This window comes from Bacteroides sp. An19, assembly GCF_002160215.1.
In the GTDB taxonomy this organism is placed as follows: Bacteria; Bacteroidota; Bacteroidia; order Bacteroidales; family Bacteroidaceae; genus Phocaeicola; species Phocaeicola intestinalis.
In genome coordinates, this window is sequence record NZ_NFKD01000024.1 from 1 (window position 1) to 23,024 (window position 23,024).

Consider the following 23,024-nt stretch of genomic DNA (forward strand, 5'->3'; position numbering starts at 1 on the left):
TTGGTCCTTTTCGCTCCTGTTCTTCGTCAGATAGCCCGCTATCTTCCTCATCACAGAAGCGAAAATGCCTCAAAAACTCATCCCAAATCATCGCACGATAAATTCAAAACAGCTTCTCATTTTCGTGTGTGCTTTGGGCGATAAATTCAAAACAGCTTCTCATTTTCGTGTGTGCTTTGGGCGATAAATTCAAAACAGTTTCTGAATGAATGTCCTCAAAATGCCAGTCGAAATGAAGCTTATCCGGTGGCTGATGGATATGGCTGCATTGGGCATTGCAACTAGCTTCATAGGCTTATGAAACTAGTTGCGTTTCGGACGGCCTCTCGTGCGGAGGGAACCGTGCGGTAATAAAAATGTATTCTTGGCAGGGCACAATCGTATCTAGGAGTACAAGTGTGTGGAATATCTATCTGATTCTGCTCTTTTTAAATTAATTTTTCCACACAAATAACCAACTATTTCACCTTCTTTCATAATATTTGCTATAATTTTGTTACCCAAATGTGGAACGAAGTTAAGCCTACTATTATGAAAGGCACATGCGGACAGATAAAAGGGGGAGAATGCACTTTCTTCCAAGATATTTTCTCTTCGTGTCCTTTCAGAGTAGACGCAAGGACTGGATTTATTTTTAATACTCAACTTAATATTTAGTTTATGGATTTAGCAAATTTAGTTCGTAGGGCAGGAGCTACGCTATTGCTGGCTATGCTGTGTCTCGTTATGTTTGCTCAGGGAAAGACGGTGACCGGTACGGTTGTAGACGGCACGGGTGAGCCGCTGATTGGAGTAAGCGTATTAGTGAAAGGTACTACTGCGGGAGCGATTACCGATTTCGACGGTAAGTTTTCTATTCCGAACGTGAAAGCAGGAAGTACGCTGGTGGTGTCGTATATCGGGTATGCTACTCAGGAAATCAAGGTGGATGACCAAACTACATTTAACATTACATTGGCAGACGATGCCCAGCTGCTGGACGAAGTGGTGGTAATCGGATACGGAACAATGTCAAAGAGGGACTTGACCGGTTCAATCGCTTCGGTTGACGCGGAACAATTGGCAGCCGTACCTGTAAACAATGTGTCGGAAGCATTGACTGGTAAGATGCCGGGTGTATCTATCACAACCACGGAAGGATCTCCCGATGCTGAAGTGAAAATCCGTGTGCGTGGAGGTGGTTCTTTGTCGCAGGATAACTCTCCTTTATATATTGTGGACGGATTTCCGGTAAGCAGTATCAGTGATATCGCTTCGGCAGATATCGAAAGCATCGATGTGTTAAAGGACGCTTCTTCTACCGCTATTTACGGTGCTAAAGGAGCCAATGGTGTTATTATCATTACTACGAAGTCCGGACACGAAGGGAAGCCGCAAGTCAATTTCGGTGCATCTTTCGGTATACGCAAGCGGGTAGGCGAAGTAGGTGTGTTAAGCCCGTATGAGTATGTGATGTACCAGCAGGAACTGAACCAGGACGGAACGAATTACGGTTTGTATCAGGATTTGGACATCTGGAAATCGGTAGAAGGGACTAACTATCAGGAAGAGCTTTTCGGACGTACGGGTAACCAGCAGCAATACAACGTGAGTGTAAACGGCGGTACGAAAGAAACCAAATATGCGGTCAGCTATTCACGCAATGACGAAAAGAGCGTCATGATCGGGTCGGGCTATGCACGTAACAATATTACCGTAAAGTTGCAGACCAAGTTGAACAAGTGGTTGACGCTTGACTTGAACGACCGTTTCTCGTATACGGAAATTGACGGTTTGAGTGGTGGTGCTGATACACAGGAGAGCAGTAAGGCATACTCAATCGTGGCGCGCAGTACCATCTATCGTCCGATAACCCGTCTTTCGGAAGATTTTGTGGACGAGGATACCGGTAATACGGATTTTACTCCGTTGGAACGTATTAACGCGACTTATAAGAAGCAGACCCGTCTGCAGAACAATGCCAATGCCAGCCTGACATGGGAGCCGATAGAAGGCTTGAAATTCCGTTCGGAATACGGATACGGATGGCGTTATAATAACACGGACCAGGTGTGGGAAGCCAAAGCTACCGCCAATTCGAAGTTCGGTTATTCTGGTCAGCCTCAGGCATATCTGACCAAGCGTGTCCAAAAGGAATGGCGTTTGGCGAATACGGTGACATACGACCATAAGAACCTGTTGGCAAAACAAGATAAGTTTAACGTAATGATTGGTCAGGAAATGACCAGTTCATGGTATGATGATACCAATATGACTTCGGTAGGCTTCCCGACCGACAATACGGTAGACCAGGTGCTTGCCTCTATGGGTAACGGAACGGCATTGCCCACTGAAACTTATATTGGTATTAAGGATAATACTTCTTCTTTCTTCGGACGTATCAACTATTCATTGCTTGACCGTTATTTGCTGACCGCTACGGTCCGTGCCGATGGTTCCAGCAAATTCACCGACGGCAACCGTTGGGGCGTATTCCCCTCTGTAGCTTTAGCATGGCGCATTAGCGAAGAATCATTCATGAAAAAAGCGAGCGACTGGCTTTCCAACCTGAAACTCCGTCTTTCGTTCGGTACAGCAGGTAACAACCGCATTGATGCCAAATACATGTATACGACTTATTCGCTGGGTAGCACGAGCGACCGTACCATTTATTTCGGTGAATCGGCAGCTTCGATGTTGCAACGCGGTGACATGCTTTCTAATCCTGACTTGAAATGGGAAACTACCATAACCCGCAACATCGGTATTGACTTTGGTTTCTTCAATAGCCGCATAACCGGTAGCATCGATGCTTATTGGAATACGACAAAAGACTTGCTGATGCGCCAGACGCTTCCGGGGGCTTCCGGATACAGTTATCAGTATCAGAATGTAGGGCAGACTTCTAACAGGGGTATCGAGTTTATGACGGACATTGTGATTGCCGATAAAAACGACTGGGGATTGAACTTCAGCTTCAACATTGCATATAACCGTGGCAAGATTGACAAGTATCCTGGCGGGGCTACTTGGGAAAGCAGCCGTTGGTCTGGTTCGGGTGTTATCAGTCAGGAAGAATTCTATCTGGAAGAAGGCGGACGGCTGGGTGAAGTATACGGCTATATTTACGATGGTGTGTATACAACCGATGATTTGCAATGGAACGGCACGGGATGGGCAATCCGTACAGACGCGGAAGGAAATCCTGTAACTCATGGATTAGGTACTGTAACAGGTTCATTGGAACCGGGTTCGATGAAGCTGAAAGACGTGAATAACGACGGTGTTATCGATGCCAATGATAAAGTCCGTTTGGGCAATACCATTCAGCCCGTGATTGGTGGTTTCGGACTGAACGGCCGTTTTCTGAAGAACTTTGACTTTACGGTATTCTTTAATTATCAATTGGGAGGTCAAATCATCAACGGAACAAAAGCCGCTTCAAGTTATTATGAAGGCTCACGCCAACACTATAATGTGAACAATAACTTTACAATGGCCAACCGTTGGTCGCGCGTAGACCCCGTTACAGGCGAAAATATGATGAACCGTAATTTTGCCAATGACTACATTGCCGCTCATGGCGAACAGGCTTATTATGACTATATCAATGGCGTGAACAGCGGAAAGTCTATTTATAACCCGGCTACCGTAACCGGACGTCCCCTTACCAGCTGGGATGTGGAAGATGCGTCTTTCTTGCGCTTGCAGACCGTTTCTATCGGTTATACCTTGCCGAAAGCATGGAGCCAGAAGATGCTGATGCAAAATGTACGCATCTATGCTACAGGATATAACTTGTTCTGCTTTACAGGTTATTCGGGAGTAGACCCTGAAGTGGATTGCTGTACCAGCACTCCGATGACTCCGGGTGTGGATTATGCGGCTTATCCCAAGAGCTTCTCTATTGTTGGAGGTATCAACGTTACATTCTAAAAACCTGAAAAAAGGATTGAAATATGAAAAATATATATAAGACATGGGCACTGGCAGGCTTGGCCTTTGCCACAACATTGACATCTTGTTCCGACTTCTTGGACCAGACGTCTCCTTCTGAAATGTTTCCCGAAACGGTATACAATACGGAAGGATATACCCAACAAGCTTTGAACAAAGTATATGCCGGACTTGTGTTAGACCACACTTACGGATGCCGTATTCCGTTGAACTTTTCTACCAACAGCGACATTGAACTGGTAGATGCCTTGACGCAAGAAACTACTACGGCAGATTCCGAACGCGGTCTTTGCAGCTACAATGCTCCCAATTGGAACCGTTTGGCAAATAACTGGAGCGAAATGTTCGAGATTATCGAGAATGCCAATTTGGTTATCGAGGGCATACGCGGTTCCGAAATCCGTGAAAATGAAAACATGCGTTACTATTTGGGTGAAGCGCTTACCTTGCGTGCCATGGTGTATTTCGACTTAATCAAGCATTACGGTGATGTGCCCATGAAGATGGAATCCACCAAAAGTGACGGTTCCAATCTTTATTTGGAAAAGACCGACCGTGATGTCATCATGGACTCTCTGCTGGTGGATTTGCAGGAAGCTGCCGAATTGTTGCCGTGGGTAGGAGAGGCAGGTTATACTTCTGAGCATTGTACCAAAGGTTTCGCATACGGACTGGCTGCCCGCATTGCATTGGCTGAAGCCGGTTATGCCATCCGTGAGACACCCAAAGAAGGTTATGTAAACCTGAGCGAGAAGCGTGAAGGCCAGTTGGGATACAGTGACCCTACTTATCCGACGATGCGCCCGGGTGATGAGAAACGCCGCGAACTGTATGAACTTGCCTTGAACTGCTTGGATGCCATCATCACCAGTGGCAGACACCAACTGAATCCCAGTTATGAAGATGAATGGTATCGCATCAACCAGTTGACGCTGGACCAGACGTATTACGAGAACATCTTCGAAGTGGCACACGGACTGAATTATTCAGGTGAGATGGGGTATACGGCAGGTGTGCGTATCAATACGGCGGGTAGCCCGTTTGGCTTCAGCAATTCATCAGGAAAAGTGAAGCTGACTGCTCCTTTCTTTATGTCGTTCGATCCGGAAGATGTGCGCCGTGACATAACTTGTGCACCGTACGAATTGCGTGATGTGACTGCTACGCAGACCTTTACGAATGCTCCTTTCGGCATTTATGTGGCAAAATGGGATGTACGTAAGATGACGGAAGAGTGGCGTGCCCAAAATGCTGCTGTAAGTACAAAGACCGGTTATGGCATCAACTGGGTAGTGATGCGTTATTCTGACGTATTGCTGATGTATGCCGAAGTGGTAAACGAACTTTACGGGCCTAACGGTAGCGGGACATGTGGTAAGTCGGCTATGGAAGCTCTGGCAGAAGTGCGCAGCCGTGCCTTTAACGGGAATGCCGAAAAGGTTTCACAATACGTAGCCCAGGCAGCCGGAAGTAAGGAGTCGTTCTTCGACGCTATCGTGGATGAACGTGCTTGGGAGTTGGCAGGTGAAGCTGTACGTAAGTACGACCTTATCCGCTGGGGATTGCTGATAGATAAGACCGTGGAAATGCTTGATTCTTACAAACACGCCATTGAAAATGATGAGTATGTGGCAGACCTGTATTATAAGGAAAGTGCAGGTGCCGACCCTTGGTATCTGGTAGACTATTCCAGTGTATGCTGGTATGAAGAACCGGAGAGTACCAACGATTATAAGAGCGTCAGCTTCTGGGGCAATGTGAAGAAAGACGGGGTGATTCCTGATGACAACAGCACGTACGATGCGCTCAATTACATCAGCAGCGGCCTTATCAGCTACGATAAATATGCTGGTTTCCAAGGTGCTGCCGGACCGGTGGTTAACCGTCACGTGTGGCCTATTCATACCACGACTATCAACGATTCTAACGGGCACTTGAAGAACTCTTACGGATTTAATTAATCTCCAATTTTAAAATGATATGAATATGAAAACCAACTATAAATATCTATTCATGGCAGGTCTTCTTTCTGCAGGAATGACCGCCTGCGTGGATGACAATGACTGGGGCACCGACAGCAGCTATAACCGTCTGTTCGGGGCACAGGACATACAGGTTTCGGCTATGGCAACTACAGCCGAAGTAACTTTCGACCGTCTTTCAAGCGTGGATTATTACATCCTGGAACTGAGTACAGACAGTCTTTATCAAGAAGACTATCATCAAGGTTCCCGGATTGATACGGTACGCGAATCGCCTTACATCCTGGAAGGGCTGACCGGTGAAACTACTTATTTTCTCCGTATGAAAGCTTTCTCGAATAATGGTACGCCTCCTTCATTGTGGAGTTATTTCGAAGATGGGGACCGCCGTTCGTTTGAAACCGATGGTGAACAGATTTTCAATTCTGTGGCATCGGCAGACTTGACTGAAAGCACGGTGCGCCTGACTTGGCTGGCTGATGCCGAGGTTACACATATTGACGTGTACGCTTCTGAGGAGGATTTCGATGCCGGTGAACCGGCTCTTCAAACCTATCAGATAACAGCAGACGACCGCGCGGCAAGCGCATGCACCATCAGCGGGCTGGAATCGCAGACCGAATATTGGTTTGTTATCTATAATGGAACGACGAAGCGTGGCGAAATCGGTGCTACCACTACACCGCCGATGCCTGACGCTGACTTGAAGATCTCGCTGGAAGAAGGCGTTACGCTGATTGACCAAGTGCTGATTGACGACCTCGCTGCACAGGCGCAAGCCGCTGCCGGAGGCGCATCAAGCTACAGCCTGACGCTGGGTATTCCGGGCGGTGCTGCGATGGAGGTACATGGAGTAGATGAGGAGACAGGCGAAGCGACTGGGCTGGCAATACCTGAAGGCATGTCTGTTACGTTCTTTGCATTACCGGGCGAACGTCCTGTGCTGAGTTTCCAGAAGTCGCTTGAAATCGGAGGTACGCACGGATATATCCGTTTCGAGGGAGTGACGATTGTAGACGACGGCTGCCAGTATCTGGTAAACGAAAGCAACGGTGCCGCTATCGGCGACTTTACGCTGACTAACTGTATGATAGATAACATGAACAGAAGCATCGTACGTCTGCAGGCTTCGGATGCTGTGACTTTCAACGCTATCACGATTGACAATTGTGTGGTTACCAACATCGGTTCAGGTGGCTATGCCGTATTCCGTGTGGACAATGCAGCGTATACCATTGGTGCTATCAACGTAACAAATTCTACGTTCAGTAATGTAGGGCATAACTTTATCCAGGCAGGCAAATGTGCCTTGTCAGAAGTGAATTTCAACGGAGTGACCTTCTATAATGCACCGAACAACGCCAGCCGTTACCTGGTAGATGCGAATGGAAACAGCACGAATGTCAACGTAGAAAATACTCTCTTCGGTCTGACTCCGGGACGAGGCATCCGTACCGATGGCACGGTTACGGTTGTCAACTCTTTCAAGACTACTGACGGCGTGTTCAGCAGCAATGACTTCGATGTAGATGTGACTTCGCCTGAAGCGACTTCTGCAGAAGTGTTTACCGATCCGGAAAACGGCGACTTCACGCTCTTGCTGGATGAGTTGAACGGCATCGGCGACCCGCGTTGGTTTACCGAGTAAAAAGGACAAACAGCCGTAGGCTGAATTTTGATATGTTTTTTCAATAAAAAGAGGCGGTACATCATGCACCGCCTCTTTTTGGCTTCTTATACAGATGCCCGTATTGGCCGATACAAGCGTTTACATTTGCTGATGTAAGCGTTTGTGATTGCCAATACGGGCATTCGTGTTTTCGGAAACTTTAGGTATAACTTGACGGTGCTTACGGCATCACCTTCACTCCCGTGGCATTGACCGTTTTCACATTGTCTGCCGCATGGTCAGGGCGGGGAGTGCCCCATGCTACGTTGCACGACTGCAGCCGGATGTCCGAAGCCGTGTCGATGTAGAAGCCGTACGTGTTGCCACGCACGAAGCCCTCGCCGTCGCACGGACGCTTGTCGTAGATACCACCCTCGTAGGCGGTCTTTTTTTGCAGCGAGAGCGACACTTGGTCGAAGTAGATGTGGTTTACCTTTTCGGGTGTGTCGCCGCCTACAAACGCCCCGTTTTCGCTCGTACAGCGGATATTATGGAAGTAGATGTGGCTCACCTCGCCGCATGCGCCTTTTGTCGCTCCTTTCGGGAAACGCCAGCCGGCATCCTTGTGGTTGCCTACGGCGCGGGGGTAGGAGGTGACGTAAATGGCTTCAGCCTTTCCCCACCACACGTCGGAGAAGAAGCGGCAGTCCACTATCATGTTCGAGAACGTCACGTCGGTCACCGTACCCTCGTCGCGGTTCTGGATGCCGATGCCTCGGTTGCTGTCCTTGATGATGCAGTTGGTGAAGAGCACGCGGCGGATGCTGTCCATGTTTTCAGACCCTATCTTGATGGCGCACGAGCGCGAGGTCATTGTGCAGTTGCTCACCACTACATCCTCGCAGGGACCGTATTGCTCGAATTCGCGGCGGTTCTTCAGGCAGATGCAGTCGTCGCCCGACTCGATGAAACAGTTCGCGATGCGCACGTCTTTCGAATGGTCCACGTCGATGCCGTCGCCGTTGCGGATTTTCAGGTTGTTCAGAATGCTGATGCCGTCTATCGAAGCGTCACGGCAGCCGATGAGATGTACGGTCCAGTAGGCACTGTTGCGGATGGTCACGTCACGGATGACCAGCTTCTCGACATCCGTCAGTGTCAGCACGTGCGGGCGCGGGTCGAAGTCGGTCACGGGCTTCAGTTCGTACGAGTCTTCCAGTTCCTTGCCCATGAATGCCACGCCGTTGCCGTCGATGGTTCCCGTTCCGGTGATGGACACGTTTTTCAGTCCTTTGCCGCTAATCCACATCATCCCTTCGCCCCGGTTTTCGCCGAATGCGCTTTCGGTGTAGGCGCTCTCGTCAGGGTTCGCCAGCAGGCACGAATTGGGTTCAAGATGCAGGTCGACATACGAGGCGAGCCGGAAGGGGCTGCACAAGAAGGTATGTCCGGCAGGGACGAGCACCGTGCCGCCTCCTGCCTTCGAGCAGGCGTCAATGGCGCGTTGCAGGGCTGGGGCATCGTCGGTGGTGCCATCGCCCGTGGCTCCGTAGTCCAGGATATTGTACACATTGGTTTGCTTCGTCTGGCACGAACCGAGGAGGCAGATGCCCAGCACGAAAAGCAGCAGTCGGTTTGTCTTAAAGATTCCAGTCATATCAAAATTGGTTTTTAGGTGAATAATTCGGTTATAAGTAGATGTTGAGAATTAGTTTATATAATGTGTCAGCTCAGAAACGCAGATTAACGCAGATTAGCGCGGATTCTTTTGATTTACTATTTTTCGATTTATGAAGTACGATTTAATGCTCGAATAGTAAATTGTCAAATCGTAAATTAAAGTAATCTGCGCTAATCTGCGAAAATCTGTGTTTCTGATAATATCATTTTATTTTTTATTTTGCATACTTACTTAAATCACTATAGAAATGCGCGCCGGACCCTCGCCGGAGACCTTCGGGGTGTCGGAAAATGCGCGGCGACCCCTCGCCTCGCATTTTCTACCTCTCAGAAGGCTCTTGGCGGACAGTCTTCCGGCTTGTTTCCCCAGCCGGGAACAGGCTCCGGACCCATTTCGAACTCCATGGTGCCGCCCCGAAGGATGTCTTCGTGGGTGATGTAGTTCTTGGTATAAGGCTTGCCGTCGAGGGTGACGCGTTGGATGTAGATGTTCTCAGCAGAGGCTTCGGGTGCCAGGAGGCGGAATGTGTTTCCGTTTTCCAACGTCAGCACGGCTTCCTGGAATGAAGGACTTGCCAGAGCATAGTAGGGCGTACCGGGGCAGACGGGATAGAAGCCGAGGGCGGCGAAGACGTACCATGCCGACATCTGCCCGGCATCGTCGTTGCCCGAAAGGCCGCCGGGCGCGTCGAGGTATTCGGTCTGTAGGATGTGGCGCACGGCGCGTTGCGTCTTCCACGGCTGGCGGGCGTAGTTGAACATGAACGCCACTTGGTGGCAAGGCTCGTTGCCGTGCCAGTAACGCCCTTGGCTGAACATCGAGTCGAGCTTCGCCACGTATGCTTCCTCGCCTCCCATGCATTCCATGAGGCCGTAGGGGTCGTGGGGCACGTACCACGTGTAGTGGCAGGGCGCGCCTTCGGTGATGAACGGGGCGAAACGGAAAGCGTTGTCCTCGGCGAGGAAAGTGCCGTCGGCGTGCCGCCCCTGCGCGTATCCGGTGCGGGGGTCGATGACGTTGCGGTAGTTCTGCGCACGGCGCATCAGGGTCTCATAATCCTTTGTCTTTCCCAGGCGTTCCGCCACTTGCGCCAGCACGAAATCATCGTAGGCGTACTCCAGCGTGCGCGACACCTGTTCGCGTTTGTGGAAAGCATCGGGTACACTGTCTTCCAGCGGGATGTAGCCATACCGGAGGTATGAAGGCAAGGCTCGTCTGCCCATGCCATTGATGTATTCTTCGTGCGTAGAGGGGCTTTCGAAGGCATTGCGGCGCATTCCCTCGTATGCCTTACGGATATCGAATCCGCCGATGCCCTTCACGTAGGCGTCGCCCAGTGCGGCAATGCAGTGGTCGCCTATCATCGCCGCCGTATAGCTGTTCCAGCAGGGGAAGATGGGGAGCCAGCCGCCTTCTTCGTATTTATGCACGAGCGATTGCATCATCTGTCCGGCGCGGGTGGGGTAGAGCAGGTTAAGGAGCGGATGCAGGGCGCGGTAGGTATCCCATAGGCTGTAGTCTTCGTAATAAGTCTCACCCTCAGGCAATTGGCGGATGGGCTTGCCGGTGGCGAACGAAGGGTAGCGTCCGTCTGCATCGCTGAAGGCGCGGGGCAGGAACGAGGCGTGGTAGAGGGCGGTGTAGAACTTCCGCCGGGCGGTCTCGTCACCGGTCTTTACCTGGATGCTTGCCAGGTGCCGCTCCCAGATGTCGGAAAGCTCCTGGCGCGTGCGGTCGAAGTCCCAGTGCGGGATTTCGGCGGCGAGGTTGCGCAGGGCGCCTTCGCGGTCGGTGAACGATGAGGCGGCTTTCACCAGCAGCGTTTCGCCCTCCGTCACGGCGAACTGCACGTACACGCCGATGCCTTGTCCCGACTGGATGTGGGTCTGATTAGCGAAGAGGCTGTCGCCACGGAAAGTGCCGAAGGCGGTGGACTGGTTCTGGTATTCGATGACGAAGTGTCCGCTGTAGCCTGCCGCTTCGCCCCAGCCTTGGTAGATGCGGTGCACGGGGTTGTAGCCGTAGATGCGTCGGTTCAACGTATCGATTTCGATGTAGCCTTCGCCCTCGTCGCTGTTGGGGTTGACCACTAAGTAGGCGTTGCCTTTTTGTTCGTAAGTGAAGCGGAAGATAGCGGCACGCGAGCGTCCGGTCATTTCCGCCTTCAGGTGCTCGTCGGGCAGGGTTATGGCGTAGTAGGAGGGGGTTGCGGTCTCATTGTCGTGCGAGAAGCGTGTGGCGCGTGCTTCGGGAGTGCAGCGCAGCGTGCCGCTCAGTGCCGCAAGGGTCATCGAACCATAATCCTGCGTACAGCCTCCTACAATCCAGTGCGAGTTGCGGAAGCCTTGAAACAGGGAGTCGCGATAATAATAAGGAGCGATGCACTTCTGTTCGGTGTCTTGCGTCTGCGGTGTCCAGAAATTCATGCCGTTCGGTTCGAGCACGGCAGGCAATGTCTGTCCGTATTCTTCGGTATGCTTGCCGAACATGCCGGCTGTGCGGGTGGTGCTGGCTGCTGTTCCCACACGGGTGTCGATACAGCTCAATCTGTCCGGAATAGTTGGGGATGTGCATGACGGCAGGAATGCCGTCAGCAGCAAAACCCAAAGGCTGTTGGGGTTGAATCGTTTCATGGCGTTGATGTTTTTTAGGGAGTTAGAAGGAGTTAGAGGAGTTATCGCCCGCTTTAGCGGGCTTAGGAGTTAAAAGCCAATAGTCTTGTTATGGCTCACATTTGCAACGGTATTGTCTTTTAACTCCTAACGGAGCGAAGCGGAGTGATAACTCCTTTAACTCCTTCTAACTCCTTATATTTTAATATATATCTTTTTCTTGTACAACGGATATCCGATGGCTCCCATTACGCTCACGAAGAGCAGGGAGTAGACGGCGGAGGCTACATAAGGATTGCCGATGACACTGTGGATGGCTCCGTAGACGGCGGGCTTGCACTCCGTGACGTTGAGCACCACTGCGGTCAGCTCGCTCAGCACGTAGAGGAAGAGCGGATTGACCCCGAATACTTCGAAGATGCGGCACCAGCGTTTCTTCCCTTGTGCGTCGATGAAGTAAAGCAGCGTAGCCTGGAGCATCGCCGCCATTCCACACGTGGCGAGGGCATAGCTGGGCGACCAGATGCGCTTGTTTAGCGGCAACCATTCCACTAGCAGGAATCCGGCAGCAGCCAGCAGGAATCCGGCAACGAAAAGCTTCACAATTTTCTGTCCTAAGTCTTGCGTCTCCATAATCAGCCGTCCGCAGAGAAAACCGATAATCGTGTGGGCGATGGCAGCGAGGGTGCTGGTCAGCCCTTCGGGGTCGACGGGGCTTTTATGGTACAGGTGCTCGTAACCCAAGGCCTTAGTGTCCCAGATGGCAAGGATGTTAGTAGAATCCATTGCGTAACCGTTTCCCCACTGGAGTAGGAGCGCATAGCCTAACAGCAGGATACCGGCTATCCACGCCAGTCCTTTGGGGCGTACGTAAAGGGCAAGCAGCGAGACAATGCCGTAGCATAAGGCTATACGCGGAAGAACGCCTAAGATGCGGATGTGGGAGAAAGGGAAAAAGTCACCTTCGCAAGCAAACTCAAACCAATAGATGCCCCAGCCGATAAGAAAGATGAGCAGGGTACGCCGCATGATTTTCCGTAGGACGGCAGGAGAGGGTTGGAACTGGAATTTGCGTAGTGCGATGTAAGTGGATATTCCCATGATGAAGAGGAAAAAGGGGAACACAAGGTCGCACGGTGTCAGTCCGTTCCATACGGAATGCCGCAAGGAATCATACGAATATTCCCCTCCGGCATTGTTGACCACAATCATGCCGAATACGGTGATGCCCCGCAGGACATCGAGAGAGAGAAGCCGTTGTTTCATATAAATGGTTCTATTAAATTGAAACGCAGATTAACGCGGATTTTCGCAGATTGTCATTTTATTTGTCTGTCTATTCTGCGTTAGAAGCTGTTTTGAATTTATCGTGCGATGATTTGGGATGAGTTTTTGAGGCATTTTCGCTTCTGTGATGAGGAAGATAGCGGGCTATCTGACGAAGAACAGGAGCGGAAAGGACCAAAAAATCGCCCAAAGCACACACGAAAACGGATGCATCAAGCCAAGAAAAACTTTTTGGAGAAATTCAAAACAGCTTCTTAATCTGCGAAAAATCTGCGTTTCAATTATATTAATCTGTGTAATCTGTGGTGAGAAGCGACATTGCTTCGCGGGCGGTGTCGATGCAGTCGCCTTCCGCTTCAGCCTTGTACGGATTGTGCTGCAAGGTCCACGGCTCTTCCATGGCGTACCAGTCGATGTCCTGCATCTCTCCGCCGTCCAATACGCCTTGTAGCATTTCCCACCATGCCGCCCAACGCTTGTAGTAGAAGTCCTTCAAGATACCGTTCCATTCCTTGTGGGCATAGTCGCGCAAGCCGCCTTTGTCGGCACACTCGCGGTTGCCCCATGTAGTGATTTGCACACGGGCGTTCCATTCGTACAGGTCTTTTTCTTCGGGTGTGTTGCCCAAGCTGCGTGCCTGGTTTATCCAGCGTCCTACGCGGAATTCGCTACGGGTGGCAAGCAGGCGGTCTTGTGCCAGCAAAAGGTTGAGGAATTCTTTCGAATGGCGTGCATAGCTGCGCTTGTCGAAACTCTTGAAGTCGGCAATAGCCTGATTGTAGACGATACGTCCACGGTCGGCAAGTGCCTGACGCACGATGTCTACCAAGTCGTATTCAAAATTGTTGTTGCCTCGATATTTGTCGGCTACTTCCAGCATCAGGCGTGCGGCGGCCTCGGTAGAGGTAGGGTCGTAATAGTTTTCCATCTTCGACCAGCTCGATACTTGGAAGTTGTTCATGCTGGGACGTCCGCAGAAGATGGATTCGTGAGGTCCTTGCTGGTTGTTTCCGAAGGGACAGTTGTAGATGCCGTCGGCAAGAATCATCCATGCCTGTTCTATCTTTTCGTCTTTTGCTCCATAGCGGGCAGCCAGATACTCTTTCAGCCAGCTTTCCTTAGTGATTTTCTCGGGACGCCACGGCAATTCGCACATCAATTCGAACATCACCGGATTGTTTTCGCTGCCTTCCATGGTCAGGCCGATGCCTTTCAGGTGGGCGGCAAGCGGGTTGTTCTTGGTAAGGTAGAAGTTATTCAGCAGTTGGTCCATGCGCCCGTGCAGCCCAACATTGGCTCCGAAGTTCTCCAGCATACAGAACAGCCAGTCGTGTTGCTCGTATCCTTTCTCGCGCTTCCAAATAGAAGGGATGCCCCACATGGGACGGCATTCGCTGAAGAGGTCAAGGATAAGCAGGTCGCCGTTCTTCAGGTTTTTCATCATTTCCGGACGCGGGTTCTCGGTCCAGCCTTGCACCACCCAGACGGCTTTCGGGTTGACCTGCTTCATCGCATCCATTACCGCCTTGCCGGCTGCATCGAAATCAACTTCTCCGGCATTCTCTAATTCGTGGAAAGGGTCCATTGAATAGTAGTTGGCTTTGCCGAAGAGTTTCTCTTGTTCCTCGTAATAGAGGGCGGCGATTTCGGCAAACCGCTTGTCGGTAGGCATTAAGAATGCCGGACGGGTAAAACCGTTCCACAATTCCGGTTCGGTCACGTTCAGTCCCAGTTTCTGGTGAGCGTCATGAGGAACCATGCCCGAGTATCCCGGCAGTACCGGCTCGATACCGTATTCGCGCATCCGTTTCAGGATTTTCTTTTGCAAGGCTTCCTGCTGCGTGTACCAACTGTCGGGATTCGGCCCGCCCCATCCTTCGAGGTTATTCATCGCCCACCAGGCAAGGAACGCCGGACCGGCAATGAAGCGGTTGGTTTCTTCTTTTGTGTAGCCCAGTTTGGCAAGCATGTTGCGCCATACACATTCCTGTCCCACGGCGGCAAGCGGAAGGTTGATGCCGTGCAGTGCCATCCAGTCGATTTCCTTTTCCCAGCGTGCCCAGTCCCAGAAAGCCATGGTATACGAGTAGGTGCAATAGTTGAAGTCGTAGCGCAGGCTCAGGTTGGTTTCATGTCGTTCGGGCTTGGTGACGGGTGGGAGAGAAGCGGGCAGTTCTGCCGTCATGTTGTTCCACGAAAGGTGGATGCCGGCATAGTATTTCAAGTACCAGTTCAGACCGGAAGCAATGTTTACGTAGGTGTTTCCGCGTACCACAATTTTGTTTCCTTTTTGGTCCAATTCGAAGAAGTCGGTATCTGCGTTCTTCTGGAGCTGAATGATGAATTTTTTAGATGCTCCCGGTTCGATTCGTTCCAATAGTCCTTTGATAGGGTTTGCAAAAAGAGAGAAGGGAAGCAGGCACAACAAGCCTGCCAGCAAGAGGTTTCTGAGCTTCATATTATTACATTGTTTATAGGTTTTTGCAAATGTAATAAAAATGAACGAATGAACAAAGAAGCCGCATGGGGCTTTTCGCAATATGGATACCGTATTTTCCCAATAAACTGTAGGGGCGTATCGCATACGCCCGAAAACATCCACGTGGATTAGTTGACGCATTCGGGCGTATGCGATACGCCCCTACATGGGATGTTTGCGGAATTTATATTCCGCCATTCATTTTTGGATTGTATACGATGATGCAAAAGGGAAGAACCAGGCTTATTCCCCTGCATCAGGTGCATGGCTTCGTGCATACAGGCAGCTGCGTTGCCGGATGCATATCAGTCCTTCCATCAGTCCTGATAGGTAGGACTGTAGTCCTAGTATATAAGGACTGCAGTCCTGGCACGTTAAAACAGCAATACTGGTTCATCGGGACTGGCAGGACAGCCGTTGTCTTTGCCTATGCAGCTACTGTTTACTTTGGAATCATTCGTATTTCATGTTTTCTTTTCAATTCATCTGAGAATTCCGCATAGAGAGCTACGGGGCCCAAGTGCCAAAGCTTCGTAGTTTCCTCTGCCAGTCTTTTGTAAGTATCCGAACTATAAAACCGGTAAAGAGCTGTTCGAAGTGGTATCTTTTGGTCATTGGCGTATATCTGTGCTACCCGGCTTACTTTTCCCGGCAACAGTAAATACAGATTTTGGTTGGTAATTTCTAAGTTCATCCTTTCACCTCCTTTGCTTCTTTAAATATGAGATAATGCAGGGAACATTCCGTATGGAACAGCCATTGGTCAACAAGCACGTATGTCTTCAACTCATTGATTAGCTCCGTTTTGTTCAACAATCCACCTTCATATAAGGCAAAAGCGGCATACACACGGTCGTTGGCCACAGGACCTATCACGATGTCATGATGATGTTCAAAGTCCTTGTCCATGCGGTTAGCCATTACGAAATCTAACCACTGCTCTGTAGGTGACGTAAAATGGAGAACGTCTAACTGTGTGCGATATGTTTCGTCCAGTTCATAGACATTGACGTAACCTGTGCCGCTTTTTTGTCCCAATTTGCGTTTTACCCAAAGCGTAGCCTGCCTTTCTGAAGTTGTCGTATAGAAACCGCTTCCGTAGTCTAACGCCCTGTTGGTTCTTCTTATTTCAGGCTTCTTCACCTGTTCTATACTGCCGTGATAAAGTATCATTTCTTCGCTTCGCTTTTTCGTCTGTCTATCAGTTCTTCTATCTCATCCATTAGCCATTGATGACTTTGCGTGTGAAGCACCTCAAAATTGTCTTCCAAATAAGGCAATACGCCATATCGTTCAAACAAGGTAGCGACTTCTTCACCACTCATTTGATGCTTGTTCTTGTACTGTTCAATGCAGAACGACAAGAAATAGGCTATGTCAAGTTCTTTGTCTTTCTTATCGGTTTTCATTTCTTCATCATATTAACATATTAACGTGTAGCTTAAACAAACATTCCAATAAACACATCATGATATGGAAAAGGAAGAGGGGAGACTGATAACCGCTTAGAAGAACTTTGTGTCTTCTCCCAGGATGTCGGAAAGAAGCAGGTTGGCAAGACGGCTGGTCCCGAGGCGGAACAGTTCATTGGTAAGCCATTCCTTGCCCAACAGTTCTTTTACGATAGTATAATATACCACTGCATCATGTACCGTGTTGATGCCTCCGGCAGGTTTGAATCCTACTTTGCGTCCGGTCTCCAGGAAGTATTCCTTGATTGCCTGGCACATCACGAAAGCTGCTTCGGGAGTGGCGGCGGGCTTTTCTTTTCCGGTAGAAGTCTTGATGAAATCGGCTCCTGAATACATGGCGAGGATAGAGGCTTTCTTGATGTTTTCGGCAGAGCCTAATGCGCCCGTTTCGAGGATTACTTTCAGGTGCTTTTCACCACACACGTCTTTCAGTTCCTGTATCTCGTCGCACATGCCTTCATAGTCGCCGCTGAGGAACTTGCCTACCGGAATCACGATGTCTATCTCGTCGGCTCCGGCGTGGAGCGCCATGGCGGTCTCTGCTATTTTCACTTCGGTGAATGTCTGCGAGGAAGGAAAGCCTCCCGATACGCAGGCTATCTTCACGTTGTCGGCTTCCAGCGTGTCGTGCACGATTTCCGCCATGTTGGGGTAGACGCAGATAGCTGCTACGTTTTTCAGGTCGGGGTGTTCGTCATCGAAGGCATTGACCCGTTCGGTGAATTTCATGACGCTGGTTTCGCTGTCCGTACATTTCAGCGTGGTGAGGTCGATGCAATGGAAGAGGAACTTCTTTACTTCGGGCGTGTCGTTTTCCGCCGCGTATTTCTCGATAATGTGGGCGGTCTTTGCCGCGATGTCCTCGTCTTTTAATGCCGTGTTGTATTTTCCCAATGCCATGTCATACTTGCTGGGTTGGTTCAGGTGCTCTTTGTCTTCCATATCCAAGTTCTGGAAGAGTTCGCTTTCAAATTCTTCGTTCTTGCTCATGTCGTTTTCAATTTTGGGTTGTTTTGATGTCTTTCTTTATCGCGTGCTGTTTTCTTTTCCAGGTTCTTCCGGAAAGCTTCGGTCAGGTTCACGCCCGTTTGGTTGGCAAGGCAGAGCAGCACCCAAAGTACGTCTGCCATCTCGTCGCCCAGGTCGTGTTTCTCGCCTTCCTTGAACGACTGGTCGCCATAGGTGCGTGCCATGATGCGTGCCAGTTCGCCAACTTCCTCGGTCAGTACCGCCATATTGGTCAGTTCGCTGAAGTAGCGTACGCCGTAGGTCTTTATCCAGTTATCGACTGTTTTCTGTGCTTCTTCGATTGTCATAATTATTTAGTTGACAAGTTAACGAGTTGACAAGGGAACAAGGTCTTGAATTGTTATGCAAGGTATTTAGAGCCTTGTTAACTCGTCAACTTGTTACCTTGTCAACTGGATTGTTTTTTTATTCCTTATTCTTCGTATCCATACATATCGTGACGGGACCGTTGTTCAGCAATTCTACTTTCATGTCGGCTCCGAATTCTCCGGTACCTACCTGCTTGCCTAAGGCGATGCTCAGTTCGTTGCAGAAGTATTCGTAGAGAGGAATGGCGGTTTCGTGCTTGGCGGCGCGGATGTACGAAGGACGGTTCCCCTTCTTGGTAGAAGCTATCAGGGTAAACTGGCTGACGACGATGATATCGCCTCCTGCTTCCAGAATGGATTTGTTCATCACTCCGTTCTCGTCATCAAATACACGCAGGTTGACGATTTTCTTGCATAGCCAGTCTGCATCTTCTTGTCCGTCGGCTTCCTCGATGCCAAGCAGGACGAGGAAGCCTTCCTTAATAGCCGATCTGCACGTCCCGTTGATGGTGACTGATGCATGGCTTACACGTTGGATTACTACTCTCATATCGGTTTTTAGGTTTTTCGCAAAGATAATGATTCTTATTCAATTCTCTGGTATGAAACTTGTATGAAACATGAAGAACTTCTATATTTGCGGAAGGGGTAATTGTTTTTTTAGTTTACAGAAAATTGATTTTGTTATGAACATGAAGTTTTTATTTGTTGGGGTTTGTATGCTATTGTCTGTATTGTGTAGCGCAGCACAGACATTGTCACCAGAAGAAAAGTGCCGGTTGATTGTAACGACAGATTTAGGGGGCACTGACCCTGATGACATCCAATCGATGATTCATTTGTTGGTATGCTCGAATGTAATCGATATTGAAGGGTTGATCAGTTCACAGGTATGGATGGACGATCCGGATAAGACAGAGAAACTGGAAGATGTCGTTCGGAAGTTTGGAGAAGTCTTGCCACGCTTGAAAAAGCATGCAGCAGGATATCCGGATTTAGATTATCTGTTGTCATTGGTTAAACGGGGACAAGCAAAATCGAATATGGATGGAGTAGGAGAAGGCAAAGATTCTCCTGGCTCTGAACTGATAATTTCAGCTGTAGATAAGGCTGGAGACAAACGTCCGGTTTGGGTTGCAGCATGGGGTGGAATGAATACAGTAGCACAAGCTATATGGAAGGTAAAACATACCCGGACCGAAAAAGAACTTGAACGTTTCATAAACAAGCTACGTATTTATGATGTCTTAGGGCAAGATGATGCCGGCGCGTGGATTGCTCATAATTTTCCAGAGATTGTATATATCCGGAATAAGGAAGTGTATGGATGGGCACCATCTGATGAGTGGACAGACGAGCATATTCAATGCTGTATGCCTTTGGGTGTATATTATCCCGACCGGATGTGGGCAACGGAAGGTGATAGCCCTTCTTTTCTATATGTGTATGCCAATGGACTGAACGTTCCGGATAGTTTGGAGTATGGAGGCTGGGGAGGCCGGTTTTCTAAGAAAAAAACAATGGGTGTACGGGGTATGGATTTTATAGAAAAGAGCGGAAAAGACGAAACGCAGTACGACCCTTATGGTGTGTATGCAAGTACATCCGAAGGTGTTGGAAGTATAAATAAGTGGCAGAAGCAGATATGGAATGATTTTGCGGCACGTATGCTGTGGACTTCTACAGATAAGTTTGAGGATGCCAATCATCATCCGTTGGCGGTATTGGATGGGGATGCATCTTTACATTGTGTATTCCGTAGGGTAAAAGCAGGAGATGTTTTGTGCTTTGATGCTTCTGCATCGAAAGATGTAGATGGGAATGAATTGCATTACAAGTGGACAATTTATGAAGCCCCCAGCACTTATAAAGGGAGTATGCTACTTGATGGAGATTCTTCTGCTCAATGTACCTTACAAATTCCGACAGATGCTTCGGGTAAAAGTATTCATTTGATTCTGGAAGTTACAGATAATGGTATGCCAGCATTGACGGCATACCGTCGAGTTGTGTTGAATGTGGAATAATGAAGCCCAATCGGATTTTTCAGATACGGTAGAAAGTATACAGGCACAGAGCTTTTGGAAAATATTTCCGAAAAGCTCTGTGTATTGTTAGACTCGTTTCACAAAGTCTCTTTGATGGTTTGCGCCACGCTCATCCCTACCACTTCGGCGAGTTCTTCCAGCGAGGCTTTCTTGATGCGTGCCACGCTCTTGAAATGTTTCAGCAGCGCTTCCTTACGCATTTTGCCTACGCCCTTGATGCCGTCCAGTGCCGAGGCAATCTGGCTTTTGCTCCGCTTGTCGCGGTGGAAAGTGATGGCAAAGCGGTGGACTTCATTCTGTATGTTTTCCAATAAGTGGAAGAGGGGAGTCCCTTGCTTGAGCCCGATGTTTCTGGGTGGAAAGCCGAAGAGAATTTCCGAAGTGCGGTGCTTGTTGTCTTTGGCAAGTCCGGCTATCGGGATATGCAGACTGAGTTCGTCTTCGATGACTTGTCGCACCACTTCCATCTGTCCTTTGCCGCCATCGGTTAGAATCAGGTCGGGCAATTCTCCTTGCTCTTCCAGAATGCGTGTGTAGCGGCGGCGTACCACTTCTTGCATCGAAGCATAATCATCGGGACCTACTACTGTCTTGATGATGTATTTGCGGTAGTCCTGTTTGCTGGGGTGTCCTTTCTTGAATACCACGCAAGCCGCTACGGCATCCGCTCCCTGGATGTTGGAATTGTCGAAGCATTCGATGTGCAGGGGCATCTTGTCCATGTGCAGTTGTTCCTGGATTTCCTTTAGCAGACGGACACTGCGTTGTTCGGGATTCAATTTTTCGGCTTGCTTCAGTCGGTCTACTTTGTATTGCTTTACGTTGAGGATGGACAACTCCAGCAGATGCTTCTTGTCGCCCCGCTGGGGAATGGTGAAAGTTACGTCTTCCATTTCCAAATCTAACTCGAACGGCACGATGATTTCTTTCGACTGGCTTTTGTAGCGTTCGCGCATTTCTACGATGCCCATCTCCAGCAGTTCTTCTTTTGTTTCCTCCAGTCGCTTTTTGTATTCGAACGTGAAGGCTTGGTTGATACACCCGTTGGCGATGTGCAGATAGTTGATGTAGGCGGATTGCTCGTCGTCTTCGATGGAAAAGACATCGATGTTGTGCAGCACCGAACTTACCACTTCGCTTTTCGACCGGTAATTCTCAATCAGCTCGTATTTCTCTTTGATGAGCTGTGCTTCTTCAAACCGCATTTCGTCGGCAAGCCGCATCATTTCCTGCATCATCCCTTGGCTCACTTTTTGCGTGTTTCCCTTTAGCAGTTCTTTAATGGATGCAATGTTTGCCATATATTCTTCGTGCGATTGCGCTCCTATGCAGGGACCTTTGCAATTCTTGATGTGATATTCCAGGCAGACCCTGAATTTGCCCGCCTGAATGTTTTCGGGTGTGAGAGCCAGGTGGCAAGTACGGAGAGGGTACAGTTTCTTGATAAGGTCGAGCATGGCTTGCATGGAAGGGAAATGGGTATAAGGTCCGAAGTAGGTGGAACCGTCGCGCACAATCTTCCGTGTCTTGAATACACGCGGAAAGTATTCGTTGCTTACGCAAATGGAAGGATAGCTTTTGTCATCTTTCAGCAAGACGTTGTAGCGGGGCTTGTATTTCTTGATAAGGTTGTTTTCGAGCAGGAGCGCATCTTCTTCCGTGTTTACCACGATGTAGCGTATGTCGGCTATCCTGCTCACCAGAATACGGGTTTTTGCCGAGTGGTGGTCTTTCGAAAAATACGAGTAGACACGGCGCTTCAGGTTCTTTGCCTTCCCCACATAGATGATGGTTCCCTCTGCATTCAGGTATTGGTAGATGCCCGGGCTGGTTGGCAGGTTCATTACGATTCCCCGCAAGTATTCGTTGGTCTTCAGTTCTTCCATTTTCGTAGTTCGTTTGAGGTGACTAGTAGACTAGGTACTAGGTCTTAGATACTAAAGCTTTCTTCGCCACATCAACGGAGGTATTAAAACCTAGTCCCTAGTACCTGGTTAACTAGTCCCTGCTGATTATAATTGCAAGAGGGTAGTCACTTCCACGTCTTCGGGGAATGCCTTACGCCCGTTCAGCCCTTTCAGCTCAATGACGAAGTTGATGTAGGCTTGCTTAGCTCCGCATTTCTTAACCAGCCGATGAGTAGCCGCCATGGTGCCTCCCGTGGCGAGTAGGTCATCGTGAAGAAGCACTACATCGTTTTCATCGATGGCATCGCGATGGATTTGGATGGTATCGGTTCCGTATTCTTTGGCGTAGGTCTCTTCGATGACTTCGGCGGGAAGCTTGCCCGGCTTGCGTGCCATGATGAAGCCGGCACCCAACCGTGCTGCCAAGGCTCCGCCCAGAATAAAGCCTCTCGACTCGATGCCTACTACTTTGGTGATGTCTTTGTCCTTGTACATCTCGTACAATTCGTCGATGAGTCCTTGCAGGCACTCCGCATTTTTAAAGAGCGTGGTTACGTCGTAGAACAAGATTCCCGGCTTGGGGAAGTCTGGGATTTCTCTTAGATTTTTTCTTAATGTTTCTTTGTTCATAGCCAGTGTTTTATGATTGTTTCTTAAACTTGTTGTTTCACGTG

16 protein-coding genes are annotated in these 23,024 nt (G+C 49.4%); 5 read left to right on the forward strand and 11 right to left on the reverse strand.

Going from position 1 to position 23,024, the window contains the following annotated elements:
• Positions 1-660: 660 nt before the first annotated feature.
• Genes B5F25_RS10490 through B5F25_RS10500 form a run of 3 tightly spaced genes read left to right on the forward strand, consistent with a single transcriptional unit; the run spans position 661 to position 7,566 of the window.
• Complete coding sequence (locus tag B5F25_RS10490) at positions 661-3,915, forward strand: TonB-dependent receptor (protein WP_087249463.1); 3,255 nt, start codon at positions 661-663, stop codon at positions 3,913-3,915.
• Between the two features lie 23 nt (positions 3,916-3,938).
• Positions 3,939-5,897, forward strand: a complete 1,959-nt coding sequence (locus tag B5F25_RS10495; protein WP_022040533.1) for a RagB/SusD family nutrient uptake outer membrane protein — start codon at positions 3,939-3,941, stop codon at positions 5,895-5,897.
• Between the two features lie 25 nt (positions 5,898-5,922).
• Positions 5,923-7,566 carry a DUF5123 domain-containing protein gene (locus B5F25_RS10500; RefSeq protein WP_162614398.1) on the forward strand — a complete coding sequence of 548 codons (1,644 nt, stop codon included), beginning with the start codon at positions 5,923-5,925 and terminating at the stop codon, positions 7,564-7,566.
• Positions 7,567-7,768: 202 nt separating this feature from the next.
• Here the strand turns inward: B5F25_RS10500 and B5F25_RS10505 are convergent, their stop codons facing one another.
• From B5F25_RS10505 to B5F25_RS10515, 3 genes are all read right to left on the reverse strand, one after another.
• Positions 7,769-9,184, reverse strand: a complete 1,416-nt coding sequence (locus tag B5F25_RS10505) for a glycoside hydrolase family 28 protein (RefSeq protein ID WP_087212445.1) — start codon at positions 9,182-9,184, stop codon at positions 7,769-7,771.
• A 350-nt stretch (positions 9,185-9,534) separates the two neighbouring features.
• Positions 9,535-11,841 (reverse strand): GH92 family glycosyl hydrolase, encoded by a 2,307-nt coding sequence (locus B5F25_RS10510; RefSeq protein WP_206423544.1) that lies wholly within the window; start codon positions 11,839-11,841, stop codon positions 9,535-9,537.
• A gap of 174 nt (positions 11,842-12,015) precedes the next feature.
• Complete coding sequence (locus tag B5F25_RS10515) at positions 12,016-13,086, reverse strand: heparan-alpha-glucosaminide N-acetyltransferase domain-containing protein (RefSeq protein WP_087249467.1); 1,071 nt, start codon at positions 13,084-13,086, stop codon at positions 12,016-12,018.
• 108 nt (positions 13,087-13,194) lie between these two features.
• On the opposite strand from B5F25_RS10515, the gene B5F25_RS21720 reads away from it, so the two are divergent.
• The gene (locus B5F25_RS21720; protein WP_162608482.1) at positions 13,195-13,365 is read left to right on the forward strand and encodes a hypothetical protein; all 171 of its coding nucleotides are present in this window, start codon (positions 13,195-13,197) and stop codon (positions 13,363-13,365) included.
• A gap of 28 nt (positions 13,366-13,393) precedes the next feature.
• Here B5F25_RS21720 and B5F25_RS10520 read toward each other — a convergent pair whose 3' ends face one another.
• The 6 genes from B5F25_RS10520 to dtd form a co-directional block, all read right to left on the reverse strand.
• Entirely contained in the window at positions 13,394-15,565 is a 2,172-nt protein-coding gene (locus tag B5F25_RS10520) for an alpha-N-acetylglucosaminidase (RefSeq protein ID WP_087249469.1), read from the reverse strand.
• A 711-nt stretch (positions 15,566-16,276) separates the two neighbouring features.
• Positions 16,277-16,759 (reverse strand): DUF3990 domain-containing protein, encoded by a 483-nt coding sequence (locus B5F25_RS10530; RefSeq protein WP_087209154.1) that lies wholly within the window; start codon positions 16,757-16,759, stop codon positions 16,277-16,279.
• A complete protein-coding gene (locus B5F25_RS10535; protein WP_013618368.1) occupies positions 16,756-16,995 on the reverse strand; it encodes a DUF3791 domain-containing protein in 240 nt (79 codons plus the stop codon). The genes B5F25_RS10530 and B5F25_RS10535 overlap by 4 nt, the downstream gene beginning before the upstream one ends.
• Before the next feature lie 96 nt (positions 16,996-17,091).
• Positions 17,092-18,000, reverse strand: a complete 909-nt coding sequence (deoC, locus tag B5F25_RS10540) for a deoxyribose-phosphate aldolase (RefSeq protein ID WP_087249509.1) — start codon at positions 17,998-18,000, stop codon at positions 17,092-17,094.
• A gap of 44 nt (positions 18,001-18,044) precedes the next feature.
• Positions 18,045-18,374 (reverse strand): nucleotide pyrophosphohydrolase, encoded by a 330-nt coding sequence (locus B5F25_RS10545; RefSeq protein WP_022040543.1) that lies wholly within the window; start codon positions 18,372-18,374, stop codon positions 18,045-18,047.
• Between the two features lie 118 nt (positions 18,375-18,492).
• The gene (gene dtd, locus B5F25_RS10550) at positions 18,493-18,945 is read right to left on the reverse strand and encodes a D-aminoacyl-tRNA deacylase (RefSeq protein WP_087249471.1); all 453 of its coding nucleotides are present in this window, start codon (positions 18,943-18,945) and stop codon (positions 18,493-18,495) included.
• Positions 18,946-19,081: 136 nt separating this feature from the next.
• On the opposite strand from dtd, the gene B5F25_RS10555 reads away from it, so the two are divergent.
• Entirely contained in the window at positions 19,082-20,422 is a 1,341-nt protein-coding gene (locus tag B5F25_RS10555; RefSeq protein ID WP_239414030.1) for a nucleoside hydrolase-like domain-containing protein, read from the forward strand.
• A gap of 98 nt (positions 20,423-20,520) precedes the next feature.
• Here the strand turns inward: B5F25_RS10555 and uvrC are convergent, their stop codons facing one another.
• Positions 20,521-22,329 (reverse strand): excinuclease ABC subunit UvrC, encoded by a 1,809-nt coding sequence (gene uvrC / locus B5F25_RS10560; RefSeq protein ID WP_087249473.1) that lies wholly within the window; start codon positions 22,327-22,329, stop codon positions 20,521-20,523.
• Between the two features lie 126 nt (positions 22,330-22,455).
• On the reverse strand, positions 22,456-22,980 hold the full coding sequence (locus B5F25_RS10565) for an adenine phosphoribosyltransferase (RefSeq protein ID WP_087249475.1): 525 nt from the start codon (positions 22,978-22,980) through the stop codon (positions 22,456-22,458).
• Between the last annotated feature and the right edge of the window lie 44 nt (positions 22,981-23,024).

Coding starts and splice junctions, on each gene's coding strand:
- B5F25_RS10490 (WP_087249463.1), top strand. CDS start 661: ATGGATTTAGCAAATTTAGTTCGTAGGGCAGGAGCTACGCTATTGCTG.
- B5F25_RS10495 (WP_022040533.1), top strand. CDS start 3,939: ATGAAAAATATATATAAGACATGGGCACTGGCAGGCTTGGCCTTTGCC.
- B5F25_RS10500 (WP_162614398.1), top strand. CDS start 5,923: ATGAAAACCAACTATAAATATCTATTCATGGCAGGTCTTCTTTCTGCA.
- B5F25_RS10505 (WP_087212445.1), bottom strand. CDS start 9,184: ATGACTGGAATCTTTAAGACAAACCGACTGCTGCTTTTCGTGCTGGGC.
- B5F25_RS10510 (WP_206423544.1), bottom strand. CDS start 11,841: ATGAAACGATTCAACCCCAACAGCCTTTGGGTTTTGCTGCTGACGGCA.
- B5F25_RS10515 (WP_087249467.1), bottom strand. CDS start 13,086: ATGAAACAACGGCTTCTCTCTCTCGATGTCCTGCGGGGCATCACCGTA.
- B5F25_RS21720 (WP_162608482.1), top strand. CDS start 13,195: ATGATTTGGGATGAGTTTTTGAGGCATTTTCGCTTCTGTGATGAGGAA.
- B5F25_RS10520 (WP_087249469.1), bottom strand. CDS start 15,565: ATGAAGCTCAGAAACCTCTTGCTGGCAGGCTTGTTGTGCCTGCTTCCC.
- B5F25_RS10530 (WP_087209154.1), bottom strand. CDS start 16,759: ATGATACTTTATCACGGCAGTATAGAACAGGTGAAGAAGCCTGAAATA.
- B5F25_RS10535 (WP_013618368.1), bottom strand. CDS start 16,995: ATGAAAACCGATAAGAAAGACAAAGAACTTGACATAGCCTATTTCTTG.
- deoC (WP_087249509.1), bottom strand. CDS start 18,000: ATGGAAGACAAAGAGCACCTGAACCAACCCAGCAAGTATGACATGGCA.
- B5F25_RS10545 (WP_022040543.1), bottom strand. CDS start 18,374: ATGACAATCGAAGAAGCACAGAAAACAGTCGATAACTGGATAAAGACC.
- dtd (WP_087249471.1), bottom strand. CDS start 18,945: ATGAGAGTAGTAATCCAACGTGTAAGCCATGCATCAGTCACCATCAAC.
- B5F25_RS10555 (WP_239414030.1), top strand. CDS start 19,082: ATGAACATGAAGTTTTTATTTGTTGGGGTTTGTATGCTATTGTCTGTA.
- uvrC (WP_087249473.1), bottom strand. CDS start 22,329: ATGGAAGAACTGAAGACCAACGAATACTTGCGGGGAATCGTAATGAAC.
- B5F25_RS10565 (WP_087249475.1), bottom strand. CDS start 22,980: ATGAACAAAGAAACATTAAGAAAAAATCTAAGAGAAATCCCAGACTTC.